The organism is Streptomyces coeruleorubidus, assembly GCF_028885415.1.
Taxonomy (GTDB): domain Bacteria; phylum Actinomycetota; class Actinomycetes; order Streptomycetales; family Streptomycetaceae; genus Streptomyces; species Streptomyces coeruleorubidus_A.
Genome location: NZ_CP118527.1, coordinates 8,978,812 through 8,998,169, shown reverse-complemented (window position 1 = coordinate 8,998,169; position 19,358 = coordinate 8,978,812). Strand labels below are relative to the sequence as shown.

At 71.4% G+C, this 19,358-nt stretch carries 20 protein-coding genes and 2 pseudogenes; 8 read left to right on the top strand and 14 right to left on the bottom strand.

Annotated elements, in window-relative coordinates; genetic code table 11:
* Positions 1 to 186 precede the first annotated feature (186 nt).
* Positions 187 to 723: a flavoprotein gene (locus PV963_RS41390; protein ID WP_274821583.1), complete on the bottom strand. Its 537-nt coding sequence runs from the start codon at positions 721 to 723 to the stop codon at positions 187 to 189.
* A 28-nt stretch (positions 724 to 751) separates the two neighbouring features.
* Positions 752 to 1,210 carry a nuclear transport factor 2 family protein gene (locus tag PV963_RS41385; RefSeq protein WP_274821582.1) on the bottom strand — a complete coding sequence of 153 codons (459 nt, stop codon included), beginning with the start codon at positions 1,208 to 1,210 and terminating at the stop codon, positions 752 to 754.
* 94 nt (positions 1,211 to 1,304) lie between these two features.
* Between PV963_RS41385 and PV963_RS41380 the strand changes: the two genes are divergently transcribed.
* Positions 1,305 to 1,856: a TetR/AcrR family transcriptional regulator gene (locus tag PV963_RS41380; RefSeq protein ID WP_274821581.1), complete on the top strand. Its 552-nt coding sequence runs from the start codon at positions 1,305 to 1,307 to the stop codon at positions 1,854 to 1,856.
* A 7-nt stretch (positions 1,857 to 1,863) separates the two neighbouring features.
* Here the strand turns inward: PV963_RS41380 and PV963_RS41375 are convergent, their stop codons facing one another.
* The gene (locus PV963_RS41375; RefSeq protein WP_274821580.1) at positions 1,864 to 2,064 is read right to left on the bottom strand and encodes a ferredoxin; all 201 of its coding nucleotides are present in this window, start codon (positions 2,062 to 2,064) and stop codon (positions 1,864 to 1,866) included.
* A 12-nt stretch (positions 2,065 to 2,076) separates the two neighbouring features.
* The gene (locus PV963_RS41370) at positions 2,077 to 3,273 is read right to left on the bottom strand and encodes a cytochrome P450 (RefSeq protein WP_274821579.1); all 1,197 of its coding nucleotides are present in this window, start codon (positions 3,271 to 3,273) and stop codon (positions 2,077 to 2,079) included.
* Positions 3,274 to 3,618: 345 nt separating this feature from the next.
* On the opposite strand from PV963_RS41370, the gene PV963_RS41365 reads away from it, so the two are divergent.
* On the top strand, positions 3,619 to 4,251 hold the full coding sequence (locus PV963_RS41365) for a LysE family transporter (RefSeq protein ID WP_274821578.1): 633 nt from the start codon (positions 3,619 to 3,621) through the stop codon (positions 4,249 to 4,251).
* 105 nt (positions 4,252 to 4,356) lie between these two features.
* Positions 4,357 to 4,806, top strand: a complete 450-nt coding sequence (locus PV963_RS41360) for a nitroreductase family deazaflavin-dependent oxidoreductase (RefSeq protein ID WP_274821577.1) — start codon at positions 4,357 to 4,359, stop codon at positions 4,804 to 4,806.
* 383 nt (positions 4,807 to 5,189) lie between these two features.
* Here the strand turns inward: PV963_RS41360 and PV963_RS41355 are convergent, their stop codons facing one another.
* Complete coding sequence (locus PV963_RS41355; RefSeq protein ID WP_425540993.1) at positions 5,190 to 6,110, bottom strand: cation diffusion facilitator family transporter; 921 nt, start codon at positions 6,108 to 6,110, stop codon at positions 5,190 to 5,192.
* Positions 6,111 to 6,270: 160 nt separating this feature from the next.
* Between PV963_RS41355 and PV963_RS41350 the strand changes: the two genes are divergently transcribed.
* The gene (locus tag PV963_RS41350) at positions 6,271 to 7,296 is read left to right on the top strand and encodes a glutathione S-transferase family protein (protein ID WP_274821576.1); all 1,026 of its coding nucleotides are present in this window, start codon (positions 6,271 to 6,273) and stop codon (positions 7,294 to 7,296) included.
* 40 nt (positions 7,297 to 7,336) lie between these two features.
* Positions 7,337 to 7,633 carry a DUF4235 domain-containing protein gene (locus PV963_RS41345; protein ID WP_086565167.1) on the top strand — a complete coding sequence of 99 codons (297 nt, stop codon included), beginning with the start codon at positions 7,337 to 7,339 and terminating at the stop codon, positions 7,631 to 7,633.
* 160 nt (positions 7,634 to 7,793) lie between these two features.
* Here PV963_RS41345 and PV963_RS41340 read toward each other — a convergent pair whose 3' ends face one another.
* Entirely contained in the window at positions 7,794 to 8,186 is a 393-nt protein-coding gene (locus PV963_RS41340) for a VOC family protein (RefSeq protein ID WP_274821575.1), read from the bottom strand.
* A 77-nt stretch (positions 8,187 to 8,263) separates the two neighbouring features.
* Positions 8,264 to 8,727 (bottom strand): annotated as a pseudogene (locus PV963_RS41335) (pyridoxamine 5'-phosphate oxidase family protein).
* A 782-nt stretch (positions 8,728 to 9,509) separates the two neighbouring features.
* On the opposite strand from PV963_RS41335, the gene PV963_RS41330 reads away from it, so the two are divergent.
* On the top strand, positions 9,510 to 11,123 hold the full coding sequence (locus tag PV963_RS41330) for a hypothetical protein (RefSeq protein WP_274821574.1): 1,614 nt from the start codon (positions 9,510 to 9,512) through the stop codon (positions 11,121 to 11,123).
* 27 nt (positions 11,124 to 11,150) lie between these two features.
* A pseudogene (locus tag PV963_RS41325) lies at positions 11,151 to 11,397 on the top strand (IS5/IS1182 family transposase); the annotation flags it as partial.
* Positions 11,398 to 11,572: 175 nt separating this feature from the next.
* Here the strand turns inward: PV963_RS41325 and PV963_RS41320 are convergent.
* The 6 genes from PV963_RS41320 to PV963_RS41295 all read right to left on the bottom strand — a co-directional run bounded on the left by PV963_RS41320 (position 11,573) and on the right by PV963_RS41295 (position 17,106).
* Positions 11,573 to 12,823: a cytochrome P450 gene (locus tag PV963_RS41320; RefSeq protein WP_274821572.1), complete on the bottom strand. Its 1,251-nt coding sequence runs from the start codon at positions 12,821 to 12,823 to the stop codon at positions 11,573 to 11,575.
* Positions 12,820 to 13,425, bottom strand: coding sequence for a GTP-binding protein (locus tag PV963_RS41315; protein ID WP_274821571.1), 606 nt, complete (start codon positions 13,423 to 13,425; stop codon positions 12,820 to 12,822). Before PV963_RS41315 ends, PV963_RS41320 begins: the two co-directional genes overlap by 4 nt.
* Positions 13,406 to 13,777 (bottom strand): DUF742 domain-containing protein, encoded by a 372-nt coding sequence (locus tag PV963_RS41310; RefSeq protein ID WP_078650896.1) that lies wholly within the window; start codon positions 13,775 to 13,777, stop codon positions 13,406 to 13,408. Before PV963_RS41310 ends, PV963_RS41315 begins: the two co-directional genes overlap by 20 nt.
* A complete protein-coding gene (locus PV963_RS41305) occupies positions 13,774 to 14,184 on the bottom strand; it encodes a roadblock/LC7 domain-containing protein (RefSeq protein ID WP_003994857.1) in 411 nt (136 codons plus the stop codon). The genes PV963_RS41310 and PV963_RS41305 overlap by 4 nt, the downstream gene beginning before the upstream one ends.
* Positions 14,185 to 14,189: 5 nt before the next feature.
* Positions 14,190 to 15,911 carry an ATP-binding protein gene (locus PV963_RS41300; RefSeq protein WP_274821570.1) on the bottom strand — a complete coding sequence of 574 codons (1,722 nt, stop codon included), beginning with the start codon at positions 15,909 to 15,911 and terminating at the stop codon, positions 14,190 to 14,192.
* A gap of 250 nt (positions 15,912 to 16,161) precedes the next feature.
* Positions 16,162 to 17,106 carry a GlxA family transcriptional regulator gene (locus PV963_RS41295; RefSeq protein WP_274821569.1) on the bottom strand — a complete coding sequence of 315 codons (945 nt, stop codon included), beginning with the start codon at positions 17,104 to 17,106 and terminating at the stop codon, positions 16,162 to 16,164.
* A gap of 71 nt (positions 17,107 to 17,177) precedes the next feature.
* Between PV963_RS41295 and PV963_RS41290 the strand changes: the two genes are divergently transcribed.
* Positions 17,178 to 18,128: an NADP-dependent oxidoreductase gene (locus PV963_RS41290; RefSeq protein WP_274821568.1), complete on the top strand. Its 951-nt coding sequence runs from the start codon at positions 17,178 to 17,180 to the stop codon at positions 18,126 to 18,128.
* A 121-nt stretch (positions 18,129 to 18,249) separates the two neighbouring features.
* Here the strand turns inward: PV963_RS41290 and PV963_RS41285 are convergent, their stop codons facing one another.
* On the bottom strand, positions 18,250 to 19,356 hold the full coding sequence (locus PV963_RS41285) for an NAD(P)-dependent alcohol dehydrogenase (RefSeq protein ID WP_274821567.1): 1,107 nt from the start codon (positions 19,354 to 19,356) through the stop codon (positions 18,250 to 18,252).
* Positions 19,357 to 19,358: the final 2 nt, after the last annotated feature.

The window sequence follows — 19,358 nt, the reverse complement described above, 5'->3', positions numbered from 1 at the left end:
CCGGCGGGGGTCCTGCGCGGCACGGAAGGTCAGCGGGCCGCCGTCAGCGACCGGCGCACCCTACGCCCGGCACCACGACGACGCTGACGTACCGGGTGTACCGCGACAGCGAACAGGGCGACGGCAGTGCGCGGTTCGTGCACCGGCGGCATGGTGGAGGGGCCCACGGTCGGCTGCTCCTGACCGTCAGCCGCGTTCGACCAGGTCCAGCGCCCGTTCCCAGCCGAACTCCGGCCTCCCACCGTCCTGGTCCGGTTCTCCGGTGTACGGCTGCCCGAACCGTACGCCCATCCCCCGCAGCCGTTGGAGACTGTCCCGGTAGGCGGGGTGGGAGGCCAGCGCGTCGGCCACGCACGGCAGGACGGCGATCGGCACATCGAGCCCGGCGACCTCGCACAGGGTGCCCAGGGCGAGGGTGTCGGCGATGCCGGCCGCCCACTTGTTGACGGTGTTGAAGGTGGCGGGCGCGACGACGACGGCGTCGGGCGCCGGGAACGGGCGCGGCTCGCCCGGGGTGCGCCAGGCGGACCGGATCGGGCGGCCCGTCTGTGCCTCGACGGCCGCGGTGTCGAAGAAGCCGTTCATGGCGACGGGCGTCGCGATGACACCGACCTCCCAGTCGCGCTCCTGCGCGGCGGTGATCAGTTTGCTGACGTCCGCGGCGATGCCGGCGGCGCAGACGACGACGTAGAGGAAGGGCTTCCGGGCGGACTGTTCCGTCATCCCGGAAACCCTAGTGACTCCGCGGGGTTCACCGGACGGGGAACGTGGCTCCCCACTCCGAGTCCGGCCGAGGGCCGAAGATGCGGCGCTCCCGGTCCTCGATCGGTACGTCGTTGATGCTCGCCTCGCGGCGGGTCATCAGGCCGTGCTCGTCGAACTCCCACAGCTCGTTGCCGTAGGAACGCCACCACCGGCCTTCGGTGTCCCGGCACTCGTACTGGAAGCGGACGGCGATGCGGTTGCCGTCGAAGGCCCACAGGTCCTTGCGCAGCGCGTACTCCTGCTCGCGCTCCCACTTCCGGGTCAGGAACTCGGCGATCTCGGCGCGGCCGGTGACGAAGGTGTCGCGGTTGCGCCAGACGGAGTCCTCCGAGTAGGCGAGGGCGACCTTGTGCGGCTCGCGGGTGTTCCAGGCGTCCTCGGCGGCCTGGACCTTCTGTGCGGCGGTGTCCCGGGTGAAGGGCGGCAGCGGCGGGCGGTCGGTCATGGGTCCTCCCTGATCGACAGTGGAGAACGAGCGTTCTCCGCAGCGGCTGCTACCGTAGGAGAACGCTCGTTCTCGCGTCAAGGAGTGGTCGTACATGGACAGCGCAGTGGCCCGGGAGCGGGCGCTGGACGCCGCCGAGGAGCTGTTCTACGGGCGGGGCGTGCAGTCCGTCGGCATGGACGACGTCCGCGGCACGTCCGGGGTCTCGCTCAAGCGGCTCTATCAGCTGTTCCCGGCGAAGGAGCAGCTGGTGGAGGCGTACCTGGAGCGGCGTGACGCGCGCTGGCGGGGGCGACTGGCCGAGTACGTCGAGCAGTACGGGGAGCCGCGGGAGCGGATCCTGGCCGTGTTCGACTGGCTGGGCCGGTGGTTCGGCGAGCCGGGGTTCCGGGGCTGTGCGTGGATCAACGCGTACGGGGAACTGGGCGCGACGTCCGCGCGCGTGGCCGGCCAGGTGCGCGCGCACAAGCAGGCCTTCCGGGACTACCTCGGCTCACTCGTCGACGCGGCGGGGCTGCCCGGCGCGCTGGCCGGGCAGCTGTTCCTGCTCGCCGAGGGTGCCATGGTCACGGCAGGTGTCACCAGGAGCGCCGAGCCCGCGGCCGAGGCGCGCGAGGCGGCCCGGCTGCTCCTGGAGATCGCGTGATCCGGTGTCAGCCCACCGTCTCGGAGACGGTGATGGCGCTCACCGGGCAGGCCCGGGCCGCCTCCCTCACCAGCGGGCTGCCGCCGCCGTCCTCCTGACCGGGCAGCAGGGCGCTGTAGCCGTCGTCGTCCTGGGTGAACACGTCCGGGGCGGTCAGGGCGCACTGGCCCGCACCGATGCAGACGTCCTTGTCGATGTCGATGTGCATGACGGAAGCTTCTTACCAGGTCACGGGGAGTTCCAGCATCCCCTGGATCGTGTCGCCCGGTTTGAAGGGGATCTCCTCGGCGGGAGCGGCCAGGCGCAGGGTGGGCAGCCGGTCGAAGAGGGTGTGCAGGGCGATCTCCAGTTCGGCGCGGGCGAGGTTCTGGCCGAGGCACTGGTGGATGCCGAAGCCGAAGGCGACGTGGTGCCGGGCGGGGCGGCTCCAGTCGAGCGTGTCCGGGTCGGGGTAGACCGTCTCGTCGCGGTTGATGACGGAGGTCGCGAAGACCACGCCGTCACCCTTGCGGATCGTCGTCCCGGCCACCTCGATGTCCTCGACGGCCAGGCGCAGCAGGCCGTCGGCGATCGACAGCATCCGCATCAGTTCCTCGACCGCGGCCGGCAGCAGCCCCGGGTCGGCGCGCAACTCGGCGAGCCGCTCGGGGTGCTGGAGCAGGGTGTAGGTGCCGAGCGAGATCATGTTGGCGGTCGTCTCGTGGCCGGCGACCAGCAGGATGAGCGCCAGGGCGATCAGACCCTCGCGGTCGAGCGCGCCGTCGCGCAACTGCCGGTGGACCAGGTCGTCCAGCAGGCCGGTGCCGGGGTCGTGCTGCTTGCGGTCGATCAACTCGCCGAAGTACGACTCCAGCCGGTCGCGCGCGTCCTCCACGTCGGCGGTCTCCGGGCCGCGCAGCAGCCGTCGTGACTGGGACTCGAAGAAGTCGTGGTCGGCGTACGGGACGCCGAGCAGGGCGCAGATCACCATGGACGGCACGGGCAGCGCGAAGGCGCTCACCAGGTCCGCGGTCGGGCCCTGGGCGATCATCGCGTCGAGCCGTTCGTCCACGATCTGCTGGATCCGTGGCCGGAGTTCGACGGCCCGCTTGAGGGTGAAGTCGCCGACCACCATCCGCCGCTGGGTGCGGTGCTCGGGGTCGTCGACGCCGAGGAGGGCCGTCCTGCGGTTCTTGATCCCGGCGAATCGCCGCGTCGGGAAGGGGAAGCCGGGACGGCTGCGGTCGGACGACAGGCGCGGGTCGGCAAGCAGCGCGCGTGCGGTCGCGTGCCCGCTGACCAGCCACGCCTCACGGCCGTCGAAGAGGGTGATACGGGTCAGGGGGCGCTCGCCCCGCAGCGGGTCGTAGGCGGCGGGCGGCTGATAGGGGCAGGTCCGGCTCTGGGGGTAGGCGACGGGTGCGGTCGTTTCCGTCATGGAGACCTCGCAGACGAAGTGTGCGTCGTGCCGATCTTCATTAGATGCCTCGGGCATCTATGAGGCGACGCGAAGTTCGGCCAGATCGGTGGCGGCGGCAACTTGGCCGAGGAATGCCGTCTTCCTGTTCGAACGCCGGGCGTCGGAGGCCGGGTTGGGAGAGCTGGGCGCGGAAGCGGAGGTGCGCCGACGCTGGTTCGAAAACCGGTTGTCGGTGGGAGGGGACATGGCCCAGGATCCAGCCATGCCTACGTTCGCCGTCCTTCCGCCGCTGTCCGCCGTCGCTCCTGCCGCGCGCCGACAGCGGCGGTCCGGCCGCTGTGGAGGGCCGACGCCGCCGCGGTCATGACGGCCGCGCTCGTCGCGGGGCTGCTCGCCGGGTACGGCATCGCGATCCCCGTCGGCGCGGTCGGGACGTACCTCGTCTCGCTCACCGCCCGCACGTCCCTGCGCACCGGTGTCTGCGCCGCGCTCGGCGTCGCCACCGCCGACGGGCTGTACGCCCTCGCGGCCACGCTCGGGGGCACGGCCCTGGCCGGCGCGCTGCGGCCGGTGCTCGGGCCGCTGCGGTGGGTGTGTGTCCTGGTGCTGTTCGCGCTGGCGGCGTGGGGCGCGGTCACCGCCGTGCGCGAGTACCGCGGCCACCGGCTCACCACGCGGACGGCCCCCGCTCCCCCGGGGCCCGCCCGGGCCTACCTGGGGCTGCTCGGTATCACCCTGCTCAACCCCACCACCGTGATCTACTTCGCGGCGCTCGTGCTGGGCTCGCAGGCGACGGGCCCGGCCGGCCCACTGGAGCAGGGCGTCTTCGTGCTCGCCGCCTTCGCGGCCTCCGCGAGCTGGCAGGTGCTGCTCGCCGGGAGCGGAGCCCTGCTGGGGCGGGCGCTGACCGGCCACCGGGGCCGGCTGGCGACGGCGCTGGTGGCGAGCGGGGTCATGACGGTCCTGGCCGTGCGGATGGCGGTGGCACCGGGGTGAGGTGCGCGACCCGGCCGGGATGTGTCGTGGTGCGGATGATTCGCGGGCGTACCGGTGTTGAAGTCGGGAACCGGTCAGCCGAGACGCGACGATGGGACGGATGCCATGCCTCTCGAGGGCGAGTACGAGCCCAGCCCGACGCAGTGGGTGCGCAAGCAGGTGGAACTGTACGAGAGCTCCGGCGGCACGGAGGGGACGACCCTCCAGGGCTCGAAGATGCCGGTGGTCGTCCTGACCTCACGCGGTGCCAGGAGCGGCAAGCTGCGCAAGACACCGGTGATGCGGGTGGAGCACGAGGGGCGTTACGCCGCGGTCGCCTCCCTCGGTGGCTCACCCAAGCACCCGGTCTGGTACTTCAACATCAAGGCCGATCCGCACGTGGAGCTCCAGGACGGTCCGGTGAAGCAGGACATGATCGCCCGTGAGGTCACGGGCCAGGAGAAGGCCGAGTGGTGGGAACGCGCCGTCGCGGCGTATCCGGCGTACGCCGACTACCAGAGGAATACGGACCGGGAGATACCGGTGTTCGTGCTGGAGCCGGCTGACGGCGGGTGAGTCCCCGGGGCTTCGGGCGCGCCTCGGGCTGATTCCGGCCGGGTGCGGGTAAGCCCTTCGGGCGGGCCGGCAGCGGTCCGCCGCCCAGGTGCCATGCCTCCGGCCGCAGGAGTGAAGCGGCCACCACCCGTCCGCCGACGCCCGGGACGTCGGGCGCGCCCCCTCGTCCCTCCCTCGGGACCCGTCCGGAACGACGACCACCCGGGCCCGCCCGGAACGACGACCGCATGGGCCCGCCGGAAACGACGATCACCTGGACCCGCCCCGGAACGACGACCTCCCGGGGCGGGCCGGAGAAGCCAAGCCGACCCCCTGTCCGGGATGGTCGGCGAAAAATTTCTCCGGGGCGCTGCATGAAGCGTCGGCGACGGGGCACGCGTGGGTCAGGCCCCGCCGCGTTCCCCCGTCGCGGCGGGGCTTTCTGCTGCCTCCTGCGCACGACGGTCGGTGACGTCGAGGAAGATCTGGTCGGCCTCGGGGACCGTTCGGGCGATGGAGCGCTTGATGCGGACGGCGACGTCCTCGACGCGCTCGCTGTCCAGGCCGGGCACGAGATCCACGCGGGCGGCCACGAGGGCCGAGTCGAGGCCCGTCTTCATGGTGAAGAGCGCCTCCACGCTGTCGATCTCGGGCTGTGCCCACAGCAGCTCCCGGATCCGCCCGCTCGCCTCCCGGTCGGCCGCCTCGCCGATCAGCTGGTCGCGGGCGTCACGGCCCAGCCGGTAGGCGACGTAGACCAGCAGCGCGCCGATCGACAGGGAGGCGGACGCCTCCCACACCACCTGGCCCGTGACCATGTGCAGCGCCATACCGGCGATGGCCAGCGTGACGCCGAGCACCGCGGTGCCGTCCTCGGCGACGACCGTGCGCAGGGCGGGGTCGCGCAGCCCGGCGCCCGTGCCGCCCTGCCGGCGCACCTGGTACAGCGCGCGCAGCAGAGAGGCGCCCTCCGCGAGGAGGGCGATACCGAGCACGATCAGGCCGGCGACATAGCCGCCGAGTTTCTCCTCCCCTCCGCTCGCCAGGGCCTCGAAGCCCTGGAAGAAGGAGAAGCACCCGCCCATGACGAAGATCCCGACGGCCGCGAGGAGCGACCAGAAGAACCGCTCCTTGCCGTAGCCGAAGGGGTGACGCCGGTCGGCGGGGCGGCGGCTGCGGCGCAGCGCCGCCAGTAAGAACACCTCGTTCAGGCTGTCGGCCACCGAGTGGGCCGCCTCCGACAGCAGCGCCGGTGATCCCGCGGCCAGGCCGCCGACCGCCTTGGCCGCCGCGATCACGAGATTGGCAGCGAGCGCCACCAGCACGGTGACGCGTGTCCTCCGATCAGATCCTTCTTCACTCACCCACGCCGATTGCCCCGGTCGGCGGTGCTCACACCGTGCCGTCGGCGGAAAAAGGGGAACGCGTTCACCAGGGCACACGCACGACAAGCAGGCCACACGTACGCCGAAGGAGGTCATCCCCATGAGCCGCGACGACGGCGACGACGGCAACAGCGCCTACGGGAGGAGGGCGTTCAAGCGGTCCAAGGCGCATTTCACGGACCGGATCACCGCCGACGGCCGGGACGGCTGGCCGGTGGAGGCCGGCCGCTACCGTCTGGTCGTCAGCCGAGCCTGCCCGTGGGCGAGCCGGTCGCTGGTCTCCCGGCGGCTGCTCGGCCTGGAGGACGCGCTGTCCCTGGCCGTCGCCGACCCGATCCAGGACGACCGCAGCTGGCGCTTCACGCTGGACGAGGACGACCGCGACCCGGTCCTCGGCATCCGCTGTCTGAGTGAGGCCTACGACCGGCGGGAGACCGACTACCCCGGCGGTGTCAGCGTGCCGGCCGTCGTGGACGTGCCCAGCGGGAAGCTGGTCACCAACGACTACCAGCAGCTGACGCTCGACCTCGCGACCGAATGGACGGCCCTGCATCGGGAGGGCGCGCCCGACCTGTACCCGCAGAAGCTGCGCGACGAGATCGACGAGGTGATGGCGGACGTCTACGAGGACGTCAACAACGGCGTGTACCGGGCGGGTTTCGCCACCGAGCAGCAGGAGTACGAGACCGCCTGCGCGGGCGTGTTCCGGCGGCTGGAGCTGCTCGCCGGGCGGCTGGAGCGGCAGCGGTACCTCGTCGGCGACACCATCACCGAGGCGGACATCCGGCTGTTCACCACGCTGGTCCGCTTCGACGCGGTCTACCACGGCCACTTCAAGTGCAACCGCTGGAAGCTGACGGAGAACCGGGTGCTGTGGGGCTACGTCCGGGACCTCTACCAGACGCCCGGCTTCGGCGACACCGTCGACTTCGACCACATCAAGCGCCACTACTACCAGGTGCACACGGGCATCAACCCGACCCGCGTCGTGCCGCTGGGCCCGGACCTGTCCGGCTGGCTGACCCCGCACCACCGCGAGGAACTGGGCGGCCGGCCGTTCGGTGACGGCACGCCGCCCGGGCCGGTCCGCGCCGAGGAGCGGGTCCCGGCCGCGGGCACACCCTGACCACCACTTCCACCCACCCTCACCGAGCAAGGAGATTCACGTGGCCAAGAAGAAGAAGCTTCCCTTCGCCTACCAGCCCCTCGGGTTCGTGCTGGGCTGGTCGAGCGGCTGGCTGGCCGGGCTGGCCTTCCGCAAGACATGGATGGCGATCCGGAACGAGGAGGACGCGCCCGACGCGCTGGACAAGGACCGCGGCTGGGGGGAGATCCTGCTGGCCGCCGCCGTCCAGGGCGCCATCTTCGCCGTGGTGCGCAGCGCGGTGGACCGCGCGGGCGCCAAGGCCATCGAGCGTTCCACCGGCACGTGGCCGGCCGGGGAGAAGGGCGGCCGCGACTGACAGCGCGCCCCGGCCTCGCCCGGCCCCGGCCGGGCGAGGCCGGCCTGTGTCCTCAGCCGGGCCCTGGCTGCGGCGCGCCGCCGGGCACGACCCCGCCGCGCCGCCGGCGTCCATCGCCGTGGCCGCCCGCCGAGCCGGGGACCGCCGACCCCCGGCCGGGTCAGCCCTGCTTGGGTGCGGTCGGCGGGGTGCGCCGCAGAATGAAGGAGTGGCCTGCCGGGTCGGCGTAGCCGCGCTCCTCCAGGGGGCCCGAGGCCTCCTTGGCCTCCAGGGGCCGGCCTCCGAGGGCGACGACCCGGCGTTCCACCGCGTCGAGGTCGTCCACCACGAACTCCAGGTGCGCCTGGAGGGAGTTCTCGGGGCGGGGCCAGCTGGGCGGGGTCGCGTTGACGTCCCGTCGCAGGGCGATGCGGAAGCCGTCGGCGCCCTTGATCTCCACCCGGTTGGCGGTCGCGTCCGCCTCCTCCCCGTCCAGCAGCTCCTTGTAGAACACGGCGAGCTTCTCGGGCTCGGCACAGTCGAGCACCAGGACACCCGCTTTCACCAGTGCCATGTCTCCTCCGCAGGATTCCGGCCGCGGGGCGGTCGTGCCCCGCGGCCCTACCTTGCGGTTATCCCGGTCCGGCCGATTCAGTCGGCCGTCAACCACCGCCCCTCGCGCATGAGTTCGCGGCCATCCAGTTCGTCGGCCTCCCGCCAGGCCTGTACCCGCTGCGGCACGACACGGAAGTAGAGGTACGGCGTGGCCAGCCGGCGGGGGTCGAACCCGGTCTTGGCGGCGAAGAGTTCGGCGTCCTGCTCGGTCAGCTCGGCGGGCTGGACGGTCTCCACCACGCCTTCCACCATGACGACGTCGCGGGTCGGCCCGATGCCCACCCGGGCCCGGCCGGTCGCGGCGAGGTTCCGTCCGGTGGGGCTCGACGCGGGGGTGGCGAACAGCAGGTACGAGCCGTTCCAGGGAACGACAGCGGGACGAGGTACGGCGTCCCCGACGTGCCGTCGGCCGTGGCGACCCAGGCGTCCACGTCGTGTTCGAGACGGTGCAGGGTGTCCTTCGTGCGCTGCTCAGCGCTGCGTGCGGGTGCGGACATCATCGTCGGTGCGCCTCCCGGAGAGTCGTCGAACGGACTCCGACCAGTGTGACGTTCCGGGCCTCCGGAGGCTCGGCGGACAAGCCGGTACCGGGTGAGGGACGAGGGAGTATACGCAGCTCATGCGCTTCGGGCAGTAACGGAGATCACGGCAGGGTCACGGAATGATCATTCACGTCGTGGGCAGCCTCGTACCGCTTCTCGGTTCAACTTTCGGACTGCGAAGCCCAGTTCGAGTGTGCGGGCGGTCACGGCACCGTCCGTTCGCAGGGGTGGGAGGACTCTGCGGTCCGTCTCCCGAAAGGAAGCACATGCCTCAGGACGTCCGGTTCGACCTGCCCTTCGACCCCCCTGTCAGCTACCCACACGCCTCGGGCGAAGTAGCACATCTCGGATCCAGTGGTCGCGCCACACCTGACGGGCCGCGAGTGCTTCCTGATCAACACAGCTGAGGCGGCGATGCAGGTGCTCGCGTTGCGGCAGGAGTGCCGTCAACGCAGCAGTCGTGCCCCTCGCGGTCGTTCGTAGCAGGAGCCAAAGCCGGTCGCGTGAGTCCGGCTGTCCGGCGTGGCCGTCGCGGAAAGTACAGAAGATTCCCGGACACGGCCGGTCAACGACCACGGTCGATCGATTCCGTTGCCAGGACCACAGCTCATTGGGAGACCGGTGTGAAATCTCGAGTCGCAGGTGCTGTTCCGAAGGCGTCCGCCGACAGCTTGCTCCCGGCGCAGCCAAGCGCCCAGCTCCACCCCACGGAGGCGGGGAACACCCTGGCCCCCCTCTTGGTGAAACACATCGATGGGAGCACGGAGCAGTACCGAAGGTCCCAGAACGCCGCTCAGCAGCGGCTGAACGCATTCGGCTCCCCCCACTCCAGCACCACGCTGCATGTGGAGGGAGCCCTCCATCTGGCGCGGCCCGCGTTCCTCCCTCCCGACGAGGAGGGCTACGCCAGGTTGAGGCACCTCGACACCAGCCTGCGCATGATCGAAGCAGCCTTCCCCCAAGTCAGCACCGACATCGAGGTCTGCAGACTGACCTGCACGATGCTGGAAGGGGCCTGGAGGAGCCGGGCACTCACCCCGCCGCGCGAGGAGGAGCAGACAACCGTCTGCGCCTGCCCTCTGTGCCGTCGGCTGCCCACGCCCCCCGCACGCACGCTGGACGACTACCGTTGGCGGCAGAGCGCCGGTCGTCCCCTCACCGTCAAGACCTGGCCATACCGCCGGGAACTCGACAGCGTCCTGACCGGTGGATGGTCCTGGACCCGCCAGATGAACGACCTCGAACGAGACCTCGGCCACCGCCACCGCTTCGAGGACGACATCCTCGTCTTCCACGAATACAAACGCGTGATCGACACCATCGACACAACGCGCCTCACCCAACACGTCGAAGGCCGCCTGGCCGAGAATTTCAGTACCAACAGCGCACGGGCTCTGGTCTCCGGACTCTTCGCAGCCCACAAGCGATCCGTCGACGAGTACTGGCTCCAACAGCACGACGCGGGCAGCGTCATGCTCCCTCAGACCAACCCGCTCAACCAGAGCACCTACTCAGCCCTGCAGATGCTGGACTGCCTGTTCTGGCACGTCGCCCCCGACACCGAACTCTGGCAGGAAGAAAACCTCGCCTCCCTGCTGCTGTGCCGCGTCATCGACGACATGGCCGATGTACGAGCCGACGCCCTCACCGGCGAGATCAGCAACTTCTGGCTCGCCGACATGCCCACCCACACCAAGGCGCTCTACGCTGCCTGCGCGATAGCCCTCGTCAAGTACGGCTGCATGCCCGAGGCCCACAGCCCGATGTGGAACACCTGGCTGATGACCACCACCATCGTCTGGATGGGGCTCACGGGCCGCCACGCCCTGTGGTTCGACGGCATCACCCAGGGCCTCCCCCCGGCCGAGGAGTGCCCGCTGTGCGACCTGCAGCCCAACCCATGCACCGGCATCCTCACCCACGGCACCACCCTCACCATCGCCCCGCGGCCCACCACACCAGCACTGAGCACCCGGACCGCCGAGCTGTCCGCACGCTGTCGAGCCCAATACCCCCGGACATGGCCCCTCTTCGACGCCGAGCTCCATGCCTTCGAAGCACTGCACGGCCCGTGGTACGGCAACACGGACAGCACATGGGAGATCTTGCGCCGCACCTACATCGCCGCCGTGGAGGCATCCAGCGCCGCACCGTCGCCGGACCGCGCCCGTCATGTCCAACAAGACGCCGGCGTAGTCGGATCCGAGAGGTTCCACACCCTGCACGCCCCTCAGACCGGGAGGGAAGACACCGCACTGCTCGCCTACATGTTCGGCTGTGCCCACCCGCATTTCCTCTGGAACGCCACGGGATACCGTCCCACGGGCGTCGCAGGAGACTGGCTCGACGGCTGACGCCTCGATCCTGAAGGCTCGGGCCCTGCTCGCACCCGCCTGGTGGTGGTAAGGGCCCAGCCTGTGCCCGGCCCCACCGCGGACGCGAAAGCACTGCCAGGGCATGGCCGTACCCGGCGACGGCGCTTACCTCGACACCGGCCTGATCGTCCCCCACCGCAAACGCCACGAACAGCCCCTGCTGAAGGGCGATGAAGAGGACAGCGCCGCGGCACCGCAAGACCGGCGTGGCCGCCCGCAGCGCGGCGACGGCCTCCACCACGCCGTCCAGGCCGAGGTCGAGCGGACCATCGGCCGCTACGCCGCCACCGAGGAGTGCCCCGTGGCCACGGCCGAACTCCCCGGACGCAGCTCGGTTGACGACCTGCTGGGCGTGTGAGCCACCGCCTGCACCCACGCACGGCGTTGCCCGGCCGGAAACCGGCCGGGCAACGGTCTGCCGGCGTGGCCTAGACGGCGAACTCGACCGGCAGGCTGTCCAGCCGGGACTCCCACGTGGAGGCGGTCGAGCTGAGTTCTTCCGGCGGTACGGCCAGGCGCAGGTCCGGCAGCCGGTGCAGCAGGACGTCCACGCCGATCTCGATGATGGACTGGCCGATGTTCTGCCCCGGGCACTCGTGCGGTCCGGCGCTGAACGCCAGGTGCGACTGGTTGCCCTGCACGGCGACGGCCGCGTCGGGCCGTACCTCCGGGTCGAGGTTGCCGGCGGCCAGGCCCAGGATGAGCAGTTCTCCCTCCTGGACGTGATGGCCTCCGAGCTCCAGGTCGGCGGTTGCGAACCGGCCCGGCAGCACGGACAGCGGCGGGGTGTCCCACATGACCTCTTCCACCACCGACGAGATGTTCAGCTCCCCGCTGACCAGACCGGACAGCCGGGCGGCGTCGGTGAGGACCCGTTGCAGGACCCGGGCCAGCAGGTTACTGGTGGTGGTGTGCGCGGCGATCAGCACCAGGCGCAGATGGCTGACGACCTCGTCGTGGTCGAGGCCGGCCGGGTGCTCCAGCAGGGCCGTGGCGAAGTCGGAGCCCGGCTCGGCCCGCTTGCGCTCGGCGAGTTCCGCGAGGATCTGCATGATCTGGTCGTTGTGCTCGAGGGCGCCCTCACCGCCCTTGAAGACCTGGGCGCACGACTCGATCAGGCGTAGCCCGTCCGCCGCGGGAAGGCCCAGCATCCTGGTGAGCACGAGCATCGGCAGTTGCTCGGCGTAGTCGGCCACGAGGTCGGCGCGCCCGGCGTCGGCGAACGCGTCGATCTGCTTGTTCGCGAAGTGCGTGACGTGCCGCCGGATGCCCCGGACGGCCGCCGCCTGCAGCCCGTCGGTGACGGCGCCGCGCAACCTGCGGTGCGGTTCGCCGTCCTGGGACACGCAGTCGGGGCGCCAGCCGACCATCGGCATGATCGGCGAGGTCTCCTCGATCCGGCCCTCCCGCCAGTCCCGCCAGATCCGCGCGTCGCGGCTGAACTGGCGGGGGTTGTCGAGCACCCGCCGGTTGTCGCGGTAGCCCAGCACCAACCAGGCGGGTACGTCGCCCTCCAGCAGGACCGGCGCGACGGAGCCGTGCTCCTTGCGCAGCCGCTCGTAGATGCCCGACGGGTCGGTCGCCGCCTCCGGTCCGTACAGCCGGGTCAGCTCGGCCCCGTGGTGGGCGACGGGGCAGCCCCGACTGGCCTGGAGGGTGTGGTCGGTCGAATCGTTCATCGGGGCTCCAAGGCCACGGCCGAGCGTTCCTTCAGGTGGTGGATCAGGGCGACGAGGACGTCACGGCTGGAGGCCCGGTCGCGGGCGTCGAAGGCCACGACGGGGGTGTGCTCGGGGATGTCCAGGGCGTCCCGGATCTCCTCGACCGGGTAGTTCCTGGAGTCGGGGAAGACGTTCAGCGCGACGACGAACGGCACCTCCTGCCGCTCCATCTCCTCGATCGCCCGGAAACTGGAGTCCAGGCGGCGCGTGTCCACCAGGACGATCGCGCCGAGCGCCCCCTTGAACAGCCCGTTCCACAGGAACCAGAACCGCTCCTGGCCCGGCGTGCCGAACAGGTAGAGCACCAGGCTCTCGTTGATGCTGATCTTGCCGAAGTCCAGGCTGACGGTGGTCTGCGTCTTGTCGGCGACGCCGATGAGATCGTCGACGCCGACGCTGGCCTGGGTGAGGGTCTCCTCGGTGGTGAGCGGCTTGATGTCGCTGACCGACCGGACCATGGTGGTCTTCCCGGTGCCGAACCCGCCGGCGATCATCACCTTCACCGAGCGGGTGTCCCCGGCCGCCCGCCCTCCGGGTTGGTCAAAGCCTTTCAAGTCCACTGAGTACCTCCTCAAGGAGCGCGAGGTCGGGCCCGCGACCGGCGTCGTGTGCCGGGATGGGATTACGGGCTTCGACGCGACCTGCGTCCAGCAGGTCCGACAGCAGCACGGCGAGAATGTTGAAGGGCAGCCCGAGGTGGGCGCCGAGTTCGGCGACCGACAGCGGATCGCGGCAGCGGCGGAGGATCTCCTCGTGCTCGTGCTGCATGCCCGGTAACGGGGCGGCGCGGGCGACGACGAGAGTCGCCACGTCGAGGCTCGACGCCGAACCGCCCGGTCCGCTGCGCCCTCCGGTGAGGACGTAGTAGCGCTCGAGACCGGACGGGTCGGACGGCCTGCGGGGAGCACTCATCCAGAGTGCTCCTCCAGGCGCGGAGTGGTGCCGAGGAGCTCGCCCATCCTGCGGGCCAGGTCCCTCATCTGGTGCCCGAGCAGGCCCTGGTCGAGGCCCTCCCTGGCAAGGACACCGAGGTAGGTCTCCACACCGGCGCGGACGACGAAGAGGTGGCCGCCGTCGACCTCGATCATCGCGAGGCGCAGCTGCCCGGCGTACTTGGGGAACTGCTCGGCGACCGGCTGGGCCAGTGCCTGGAGGCCGGCCACCACGGCGGCGAAGCGGTCGACGTCGTCGGGGTCTTCGGCGCCGTAGGAGGTGATGGCCTTGCCGTCGCTGGAGGCCACCAGGGCGAAGCGGATCTCCTGGATGCTCTCGACGAGATCGCGGAGCGCCCAGCTCACATCTGTTCCTTGCTGCGTCATGAGGACTAGTCGCTCTCTTCGATGCGGTGCTCTGTGGACTCGCGTCCGGCGGGGGTGCCGCGGTCGTCGGCCGCCTGGGCAGTCTCTTGGGCGTCGCGTCCGGCGGTGGCGAAGGCGGCCAGACCGGAGAAGGAGGCATCCGGCGGAACGGCGGAGACGGTGCTCCGGTCGGTCCGCTCGACCTGCCTGGGCCCGTCCGCCTCATTCCGCTTGCTGCGGCGCCGGGGCAGTCCGCCGGGGGTGGTCTCCACGGCCCCGGACTCCGCGGCCGGTTCCGGTGCGGTGACCGTCTCTCGGGCCGGGGCCGCGACGGGGCGGGCCTCCGGGGCGGGCGCGGCCTGGGTGGTCGCGGCCGCGGGCAGCGGGCTGAAGTACTTGTGCGGAACCACGACCACCACGGAGGTGCCGAGCCACGGCGAGTCCGCGAAGGTGACACGGATGCCGTAGCGGCGGGCGAGGGCGCCGACGACGCGCAGGCCGATGCTCGCGTCCTCGGTGATGCCGCCGAGTCCGGCGCCGGGCGCCGTACCCGCGAGGGCGTGCTCGGCCTCGCGCTTCTTCTCCTCGCTCAGGCCCTTGCCGGAGTCCTGGATCTCGATGCCGACTCCGTTGGGGACCTCCTTGCCGGAGATGAGCACCGGCTCGGTGGGCGGCGAGTAGCGGGCCGCGTTGTCCAGGAGGTGGGCGAAGATCAGCGTCAGGTGGTCCACCAGGCCGCCGTCGACGCCGAGTTCGGGCAGATGGCGCACCTGGACGCGGTGGAAGTCCTTGATCCGGCCGATGCCGCCGCGGACCACGCTCAGCAGCCGCTGCGGCTCCTGCCACTGCCGACCGGGCCGGTCCGAGCCGCCGAGCACACCGATGCTCGCGGCGAGCGAGTCGGCCGGGCCGAGTTCCTGGTCGAGCTCCATCAGACCGCGGGCGACGGCCGGGAGCCTGCCGTGCTCGCCCTGCATCTCGTGCAGCCGGCCGCGGAGCTTGCTGGTCAGCACGTGGATGCGGTTGCCGATGCTGATCACGGCCTGCTCGGCGGAGGTGGAGCGGTCGAACTCCGCCTCGAGGCCTATCAGGGCGGTGCGCAGCAGCTTGCGCAGCTCCGCCTGGAGGTCGGCGCTGACCTTCGCGCACTGGTTGACGGTCGGCAGGACGTCGTCGATGGCCTCGCCGGAACGCAGCTTCTCCATCGCGTCGGGCAGCTGCTCGTCGGCGAGCCGGGCGACCGCGGCGAGTTGGTGGGACAGCTGCTCCTGCCAGACCTCGGCCTGGTCGGCGAGCTGGGCCTCGTAGGACCTTGCCTGCTCGGTCAGCCGTTCCTCGTACGCCCGGGACTGGTCGGCGAGCTGCGACTCGTACGTGGCGCTCTGGTCGGCGAGGCGCCGCTCGTAGGCCGCGTTCTGCTCGGTGAGCTGGGACTCCAGCGTGGCGCGCTCGGCGGAGAACTTCCGTTCCAGGCCCGCCACGTGCTGCTGCCACTGCTGGTTGTGCTCGGCCTGCGTGGTGCGGAAGGAGCCCTCCGCCCGGTGCAGTTGGGCCCGTGCGCGCAGCAGCAGGCGTACGCATACGGCACCGGCCGCAGTCGCCGCGACACCGGCGACGGCCGCGGTAATTCGCTCTGAGCTCATGAACGTGGCGGCAACCGTCCCGCCTCCCAAGCCCAGCGGCATCAACCACCAGCTGTACCAGGCGACAGGGGCCCGCGCCGCCGGTGGCGGAGTGGCGAGTTCCATCTGCATCCTTAGAAGCAACACGATCGAACGGGGGGGGGTGGACCGCACTCATGAGTACGCACTGCGAGTCGACTGGACGCGATCGCCTCAACTCGCAGCGCTGATGGGAACCTTATCGGGTTTGGACCCGCAAGGATCAACCTCATCCCCCGCCCGACGCGAGGGTTCAGGTCACCCTCCGACAGAAAGAAACACGTCGGCAAATTGCTTTGCTGTCTGCCCAGTTGGGCGGCACGGGGTCGCGCCCGGGTCAGCGAGCGGTCTGGAACGTGCGGCGGTAGGCCTGCGGCGTGACCCCGATGGCCGCGTTCAGGTGCTGGCGCAGGGAGGCGCCGGTCGCGAAGCCGACCCGGCCCGCGATCTGGTCCACGGTGAGGTCGCTGGACTCCAGCAGATGCTGGGCCCGGGCCACCCGCTGCTGGATCAGCCAGCGGCCGGGGCTGAGGCCCACCTCGTCGTGGAAGCGGCGGGCGAAGGTGCGCAGGCTCATCCGGGCGTGGCCGGCGAGATCGGCAAGGGTGAGCGGTTCGCCGAGGCGTTCCAGGGCCCAGGAGCGGGTGGCCGCGGTGCTCGCGGCGCCCTGTTCGGGGACGGGCTGTTCGATGTACTGGGCCTGGCCGCCGTCCCGGAACGGCGGGACCACGCAGCGGCGGGCGACGGTGTTGGCCAGCCGGCTGCCGTGGTCCTTGCGGACCAGGTGCAGGCAGATGTCCACGCCCGAGGCGGCTCCGGCGGAGGTGAGGAACGGGTGATCGTCGACGAACAGCACGTCCGGATCGAGGTCGACGTGCGGGAACATGCGCCGGAACCGGTCGGCGACCTGCCAGTGGGTGGTCGCCCTGCGCCCGTCGAGGAGCCCGGCGGCGGCCAGGACGAAGGCGCCGGTGCAGATGGAGACGATGCGCGTCCCGGGGCGGATGAGGGCGAGCGCGGCCAGGACCTTGTCGGGCACGTCGTCGCTGAGACGGGCCGGCTCGACGGGCGCGATCACCACGGTGTCGGCCGTGGCGAGGGCTTCCGGGCCGTGTTCGACGGTGACGCCGAAGTCCGCGTTGGTGCGCACCGGGCCGCCGTCGACCGAACAGGTCAGGACCTCGTACCGGCCGTCGGCCGCGCCGAGGATCCGGCTGGGGATGCCCAGTTCGAACGGGTACACGCCGTCCAGGGCCAGGACCACCACTCGTTCACGCCGCATGGCACGATCCTATCGAAGGTTGGCAATTCTGCCATTGGCGGACGGTGGGCGGACCGGCACGCTGGGACACCATGAGCACACAGAACACGATGCGAGCCATCAGCCAGGACGTCCTCGGCGGCCCCGAGGTCCTGAAGGAAGTGGAAGTCGAGCGCCCGGAACCCCGGCCGAACGAGGTGCTGGTCCGGGTGCGGGCCGCCGGGGTCAACCCGACCGACTGGAAGCACCGGGCGACCGGGGGCTTCCTGGGCGAGCCGCCCTTCGTCCTCGGCTGGGACGTCTCCGGGGTGGTGGAGGCGGTCGGCATCGGCGTCGCGGCGTTCGCGCCCGGTGACGAGGTCTTCGGCATGCTGCCGTATCCGTTCGGGCACGGCTCGCACGCCGAGTACGTGATCGCTCCGGTCCGCGCCCTCGCCCGCAAGCCGGCCGGAATCGACCATGTCCAGGCCGGCGCGCTGCCGTTGGTCTCGCTGACCGCGTGGCAGGCACTGGTCGAGCACGCGGACCTCGGGCCCGGGCAGCGGGTGCTGATCCACGCCGCGGCGGGCGGGGTCGGTCACGTGGCGGTGCAGATCGCCAAGGCGCGCGGCGCCTATGTGATCGGCACCGCGAGCGCCGGCAAGCACGAGTTCCTGCGGGAGATCGGCGTGGACGAGGCGGTGGACTACCGGGAGACGGACTTCACCGAGGCCGTGAAGGACGTCGACGTCGTCCTGGACACGATCGGCGGCGACAACGCCCTGCGCTCGCTGCGCGTGCTGCGCCCGGGCGGGGTCGTGGTGTCGATCCTGCCGGCGGGCTCGGACGACTTCTACCGGGAGGCCGAGCAGCTCGGTGTGCGAGCGGTCCGAATGCTGGTCGACGCCGACCGCACCGGCATGGAGACGATCGCGGAACTGGCCGAAACGGGCAGGCTCCGCGCCACGATCGCCGGGACCTTCCCGCTGGCCGCGGCCGCGCAGGCGCACGCCTCGGGCGACACGGGCCGGACGACGGGGAAGCTGGTTTTGGTGAACGACTGACCCGGACGGCAGTGCCCCAAAGGGGCGCGGGGAACTGCGCGACAAGCCACGGCAAAGCCGCACACGCCGGTCCACCGCGCCCCCGAGCTCTCAGGCGAACCGGCCATGACGGCCGGCCGCGTCAGAACGTCAGGACCGGCTTGATCGTCTTGCCCGACCTCATGTCCTGGACCGCCCGGTCGATGTCCCCGAAGGGATACGTGCTGATCAGGCGGTGCAGCGGGAGCCGGCCGTCCTTCACCAGGCGGACCAGGGCGGGGATCATGGTCTGGGTCTCGCTGTCGCCGAGGGTGAGGCCGACGATCCGCTTGCCGCCCAGCAGGCCGTTGACGTCCAGGGCGACCTCCGTGCCGAAGGGCGGGGCGCCGACCACGACCAGCGTGCCGCGGGCGGCGAGCGCGTCGACGCCCTGGCGCAGGACGCCGACGTTGCCCGTGGTCTCCACGACACCGTCCGCGCCCTGGCCGCCGGTGATCTCGGCGAGGGCCGGGCCGAGGTCCGTCCCGCTCGTGTCGACGGTGTGCGTGGCGCCCAGCTCCGTCGCCAGCGAAAGGCGTTCGGCGACCCGGTCGACGGCGACGATCCGCGTGGCCGGGGTGAGGGCCGCCGCCATCACGGCCGATAGGCCGACCGCTCCGGCGCCCAGGACGACGACCGTGCTGCCGGTGTCCGGCTTCAGGACGTTCCAGACCGCACCCACACCGGTCTGTACGCCGCAGCCCAGCGGGGCGATGGACTCCAGCGGCACGTCCGGGTCGACCTTGACGAGGCTGCGCTCGTCGGCCAGCGCCCGCTCGGCGAAGGAGGACTGGCCGAAGAAGTGCCCGCCCAGGGCCTCTCCCCCACGGCTGATGGTGTTCGTGCCGTCGGCCCGGCCGCCGCCGAGCAGGTTCAGCGGCAGCCAGGTCGCGCAGTACGCGGGGTGCCCGCCGCGGCAGTTGCGGCAGTCACCGCAGGAGGTGAAGGAGAGCAGGACGTGGTCGCCGGGCGTGACGCCGGTGACGGCGGAGCCGACGGCCTCGACGACGCCCGCGCCCTCGTGGCCGAGGACCCCGGGCAGCGGGAAGGGCAGTCCGCCGCTCGCCACACCGAGGTCGGTGTGGCACAGGCCGGTGGCGACCATGCGGACCAGCGCCTCGTGCGGGCCGGGTTCGTCGAGGACGACGTCGGAGAGGGTGAAGGGCGCGCCGCCGGACTCGACGACCGCGGCACGGGTGGTGGTGGGCATCG

What these genes read in the sequence shown, in the direction of transcription:
- PV963_RS41340 (WP_274821575.1), bottom strand. Translation starts at nt 8,186, where the DNA reads ATGGCACTGGTGAAAGCGGGTGTCCTGGTGCTCGACTGTGCCGAGCCC.
- PV963_RS41300 (WP_274821570.1), bottom strand. Translation starts at nt 15,911, where the DNA reads ATGGAACTCGCCACTCCGCCACCGGCGGCGCGGGCCCCTGTCGCCTGG.
- PV963_RS41375 (WP_274821580.1), bottom strand. Translation starts at nt 2,064, where the DNA reads ATGCACATCGACATCGACAAGGACGTCTGCATCGGTGCGGGCCAGTGC.
- PV963_RS41365 (WP_274821578.1), top strand. Translation starts at nt 3,619, where the DNA reads ATGACGGCCGCGCTCGTCGCGGGGCTGCTCGCCGGGTACGGCATCGCG.
- PV963_RS41290 (WP_274821568.1), top strand. Translation starts at nt 17,178, where the DNA reads ATGAGCACACAGAACACGATGCGAGCCATCAGCCAGGACGTCCTCGGC.
- PV963_RS41320 (WP_274821572.1), bottom strand. Translation starts at nt 12,823, where the DNA reads ATGAACGATTCGACCGACCACACCCTCCAGGCCAGTCGGGGCTGCCCC.
- PV963_RS41390 (WP_274821583.1), bottom strand. Translation starts at nt 723, where the DNA reads ATGACGGAACAGTCCGCCCGGAAGCCCTTCCTCTACGTCGTCGTCTGC.
- PV963_RS41285 (WP_274821567.1), bottom strand. Translation starts at nt 19,356, where the DNA reads ATGCCCACCACCACCCGTGCCGCGGTCGTCGAGTCCGGCGGCGCGCCC.
- PV963_RS41380 (WP_274821581.1), top strand. Translation starts at nt 1,305, where the DNA reads ATGGACAGCGCAGTGGCCCGGGAGCGGGCGCTGGACGCCGCCGAGGAG.
- PV963_RS41295 (WP_274821569.1), bottom strand. Translation starts at nt 17,106, where the DNA reads ATGCGGCGTGAACGAGTGGTGGTCCTGGCCCTGGACGGCGTGTACCCG.
- PV963_RS41310 (WP_078650896.1), bottom strand. Translation starts at nt 13,777, where the DNA reads ATGAGTGCTCCCCGCAGGCCGTCCGACCCGTCCGGTCTCGAGCGCTAC.
- PV963_RS41385 (WP_274821582.1), bottom strand. Translation starts at nt 1,210, where the DNA reads ATGACCGACCGCCCGCCGCTGCCGCCCTTCACCCGGGACACCGCCGCA.
- PV963_RS41360 (WP_274821577.1), top strand. Translation starts at nt 4,357, where the DNA reads ATGCCTCTCGAGGGCGAGTACGAGCCCAGCCCGACGCAGTGGGTGCGC.
- PV963_RS41305 (WP_003994857.1), bottom strand. Translation starts at nt 14,184, where the DNA reads ATGACGCAGCAAGGAACAGATGTGAGCTGGGCGCTCCGCGATCTCGTC.
- PV963_RS41350 (WP_274821576.1), top strand. Translation starts at nt 6,271, where the DNA reads ATGAGCCGCGACGACGGCGACGACGGCAACAGCGCCTACGGGAGGAGG.
- PV963_RS41370 (WP_274821579.1), bottom strand. Translation starts at nt 3,273, where the DNA reads ATGACGGAAACGACCGCACCCGTCGCCTACCCCCAGAGCCGGACCTGC.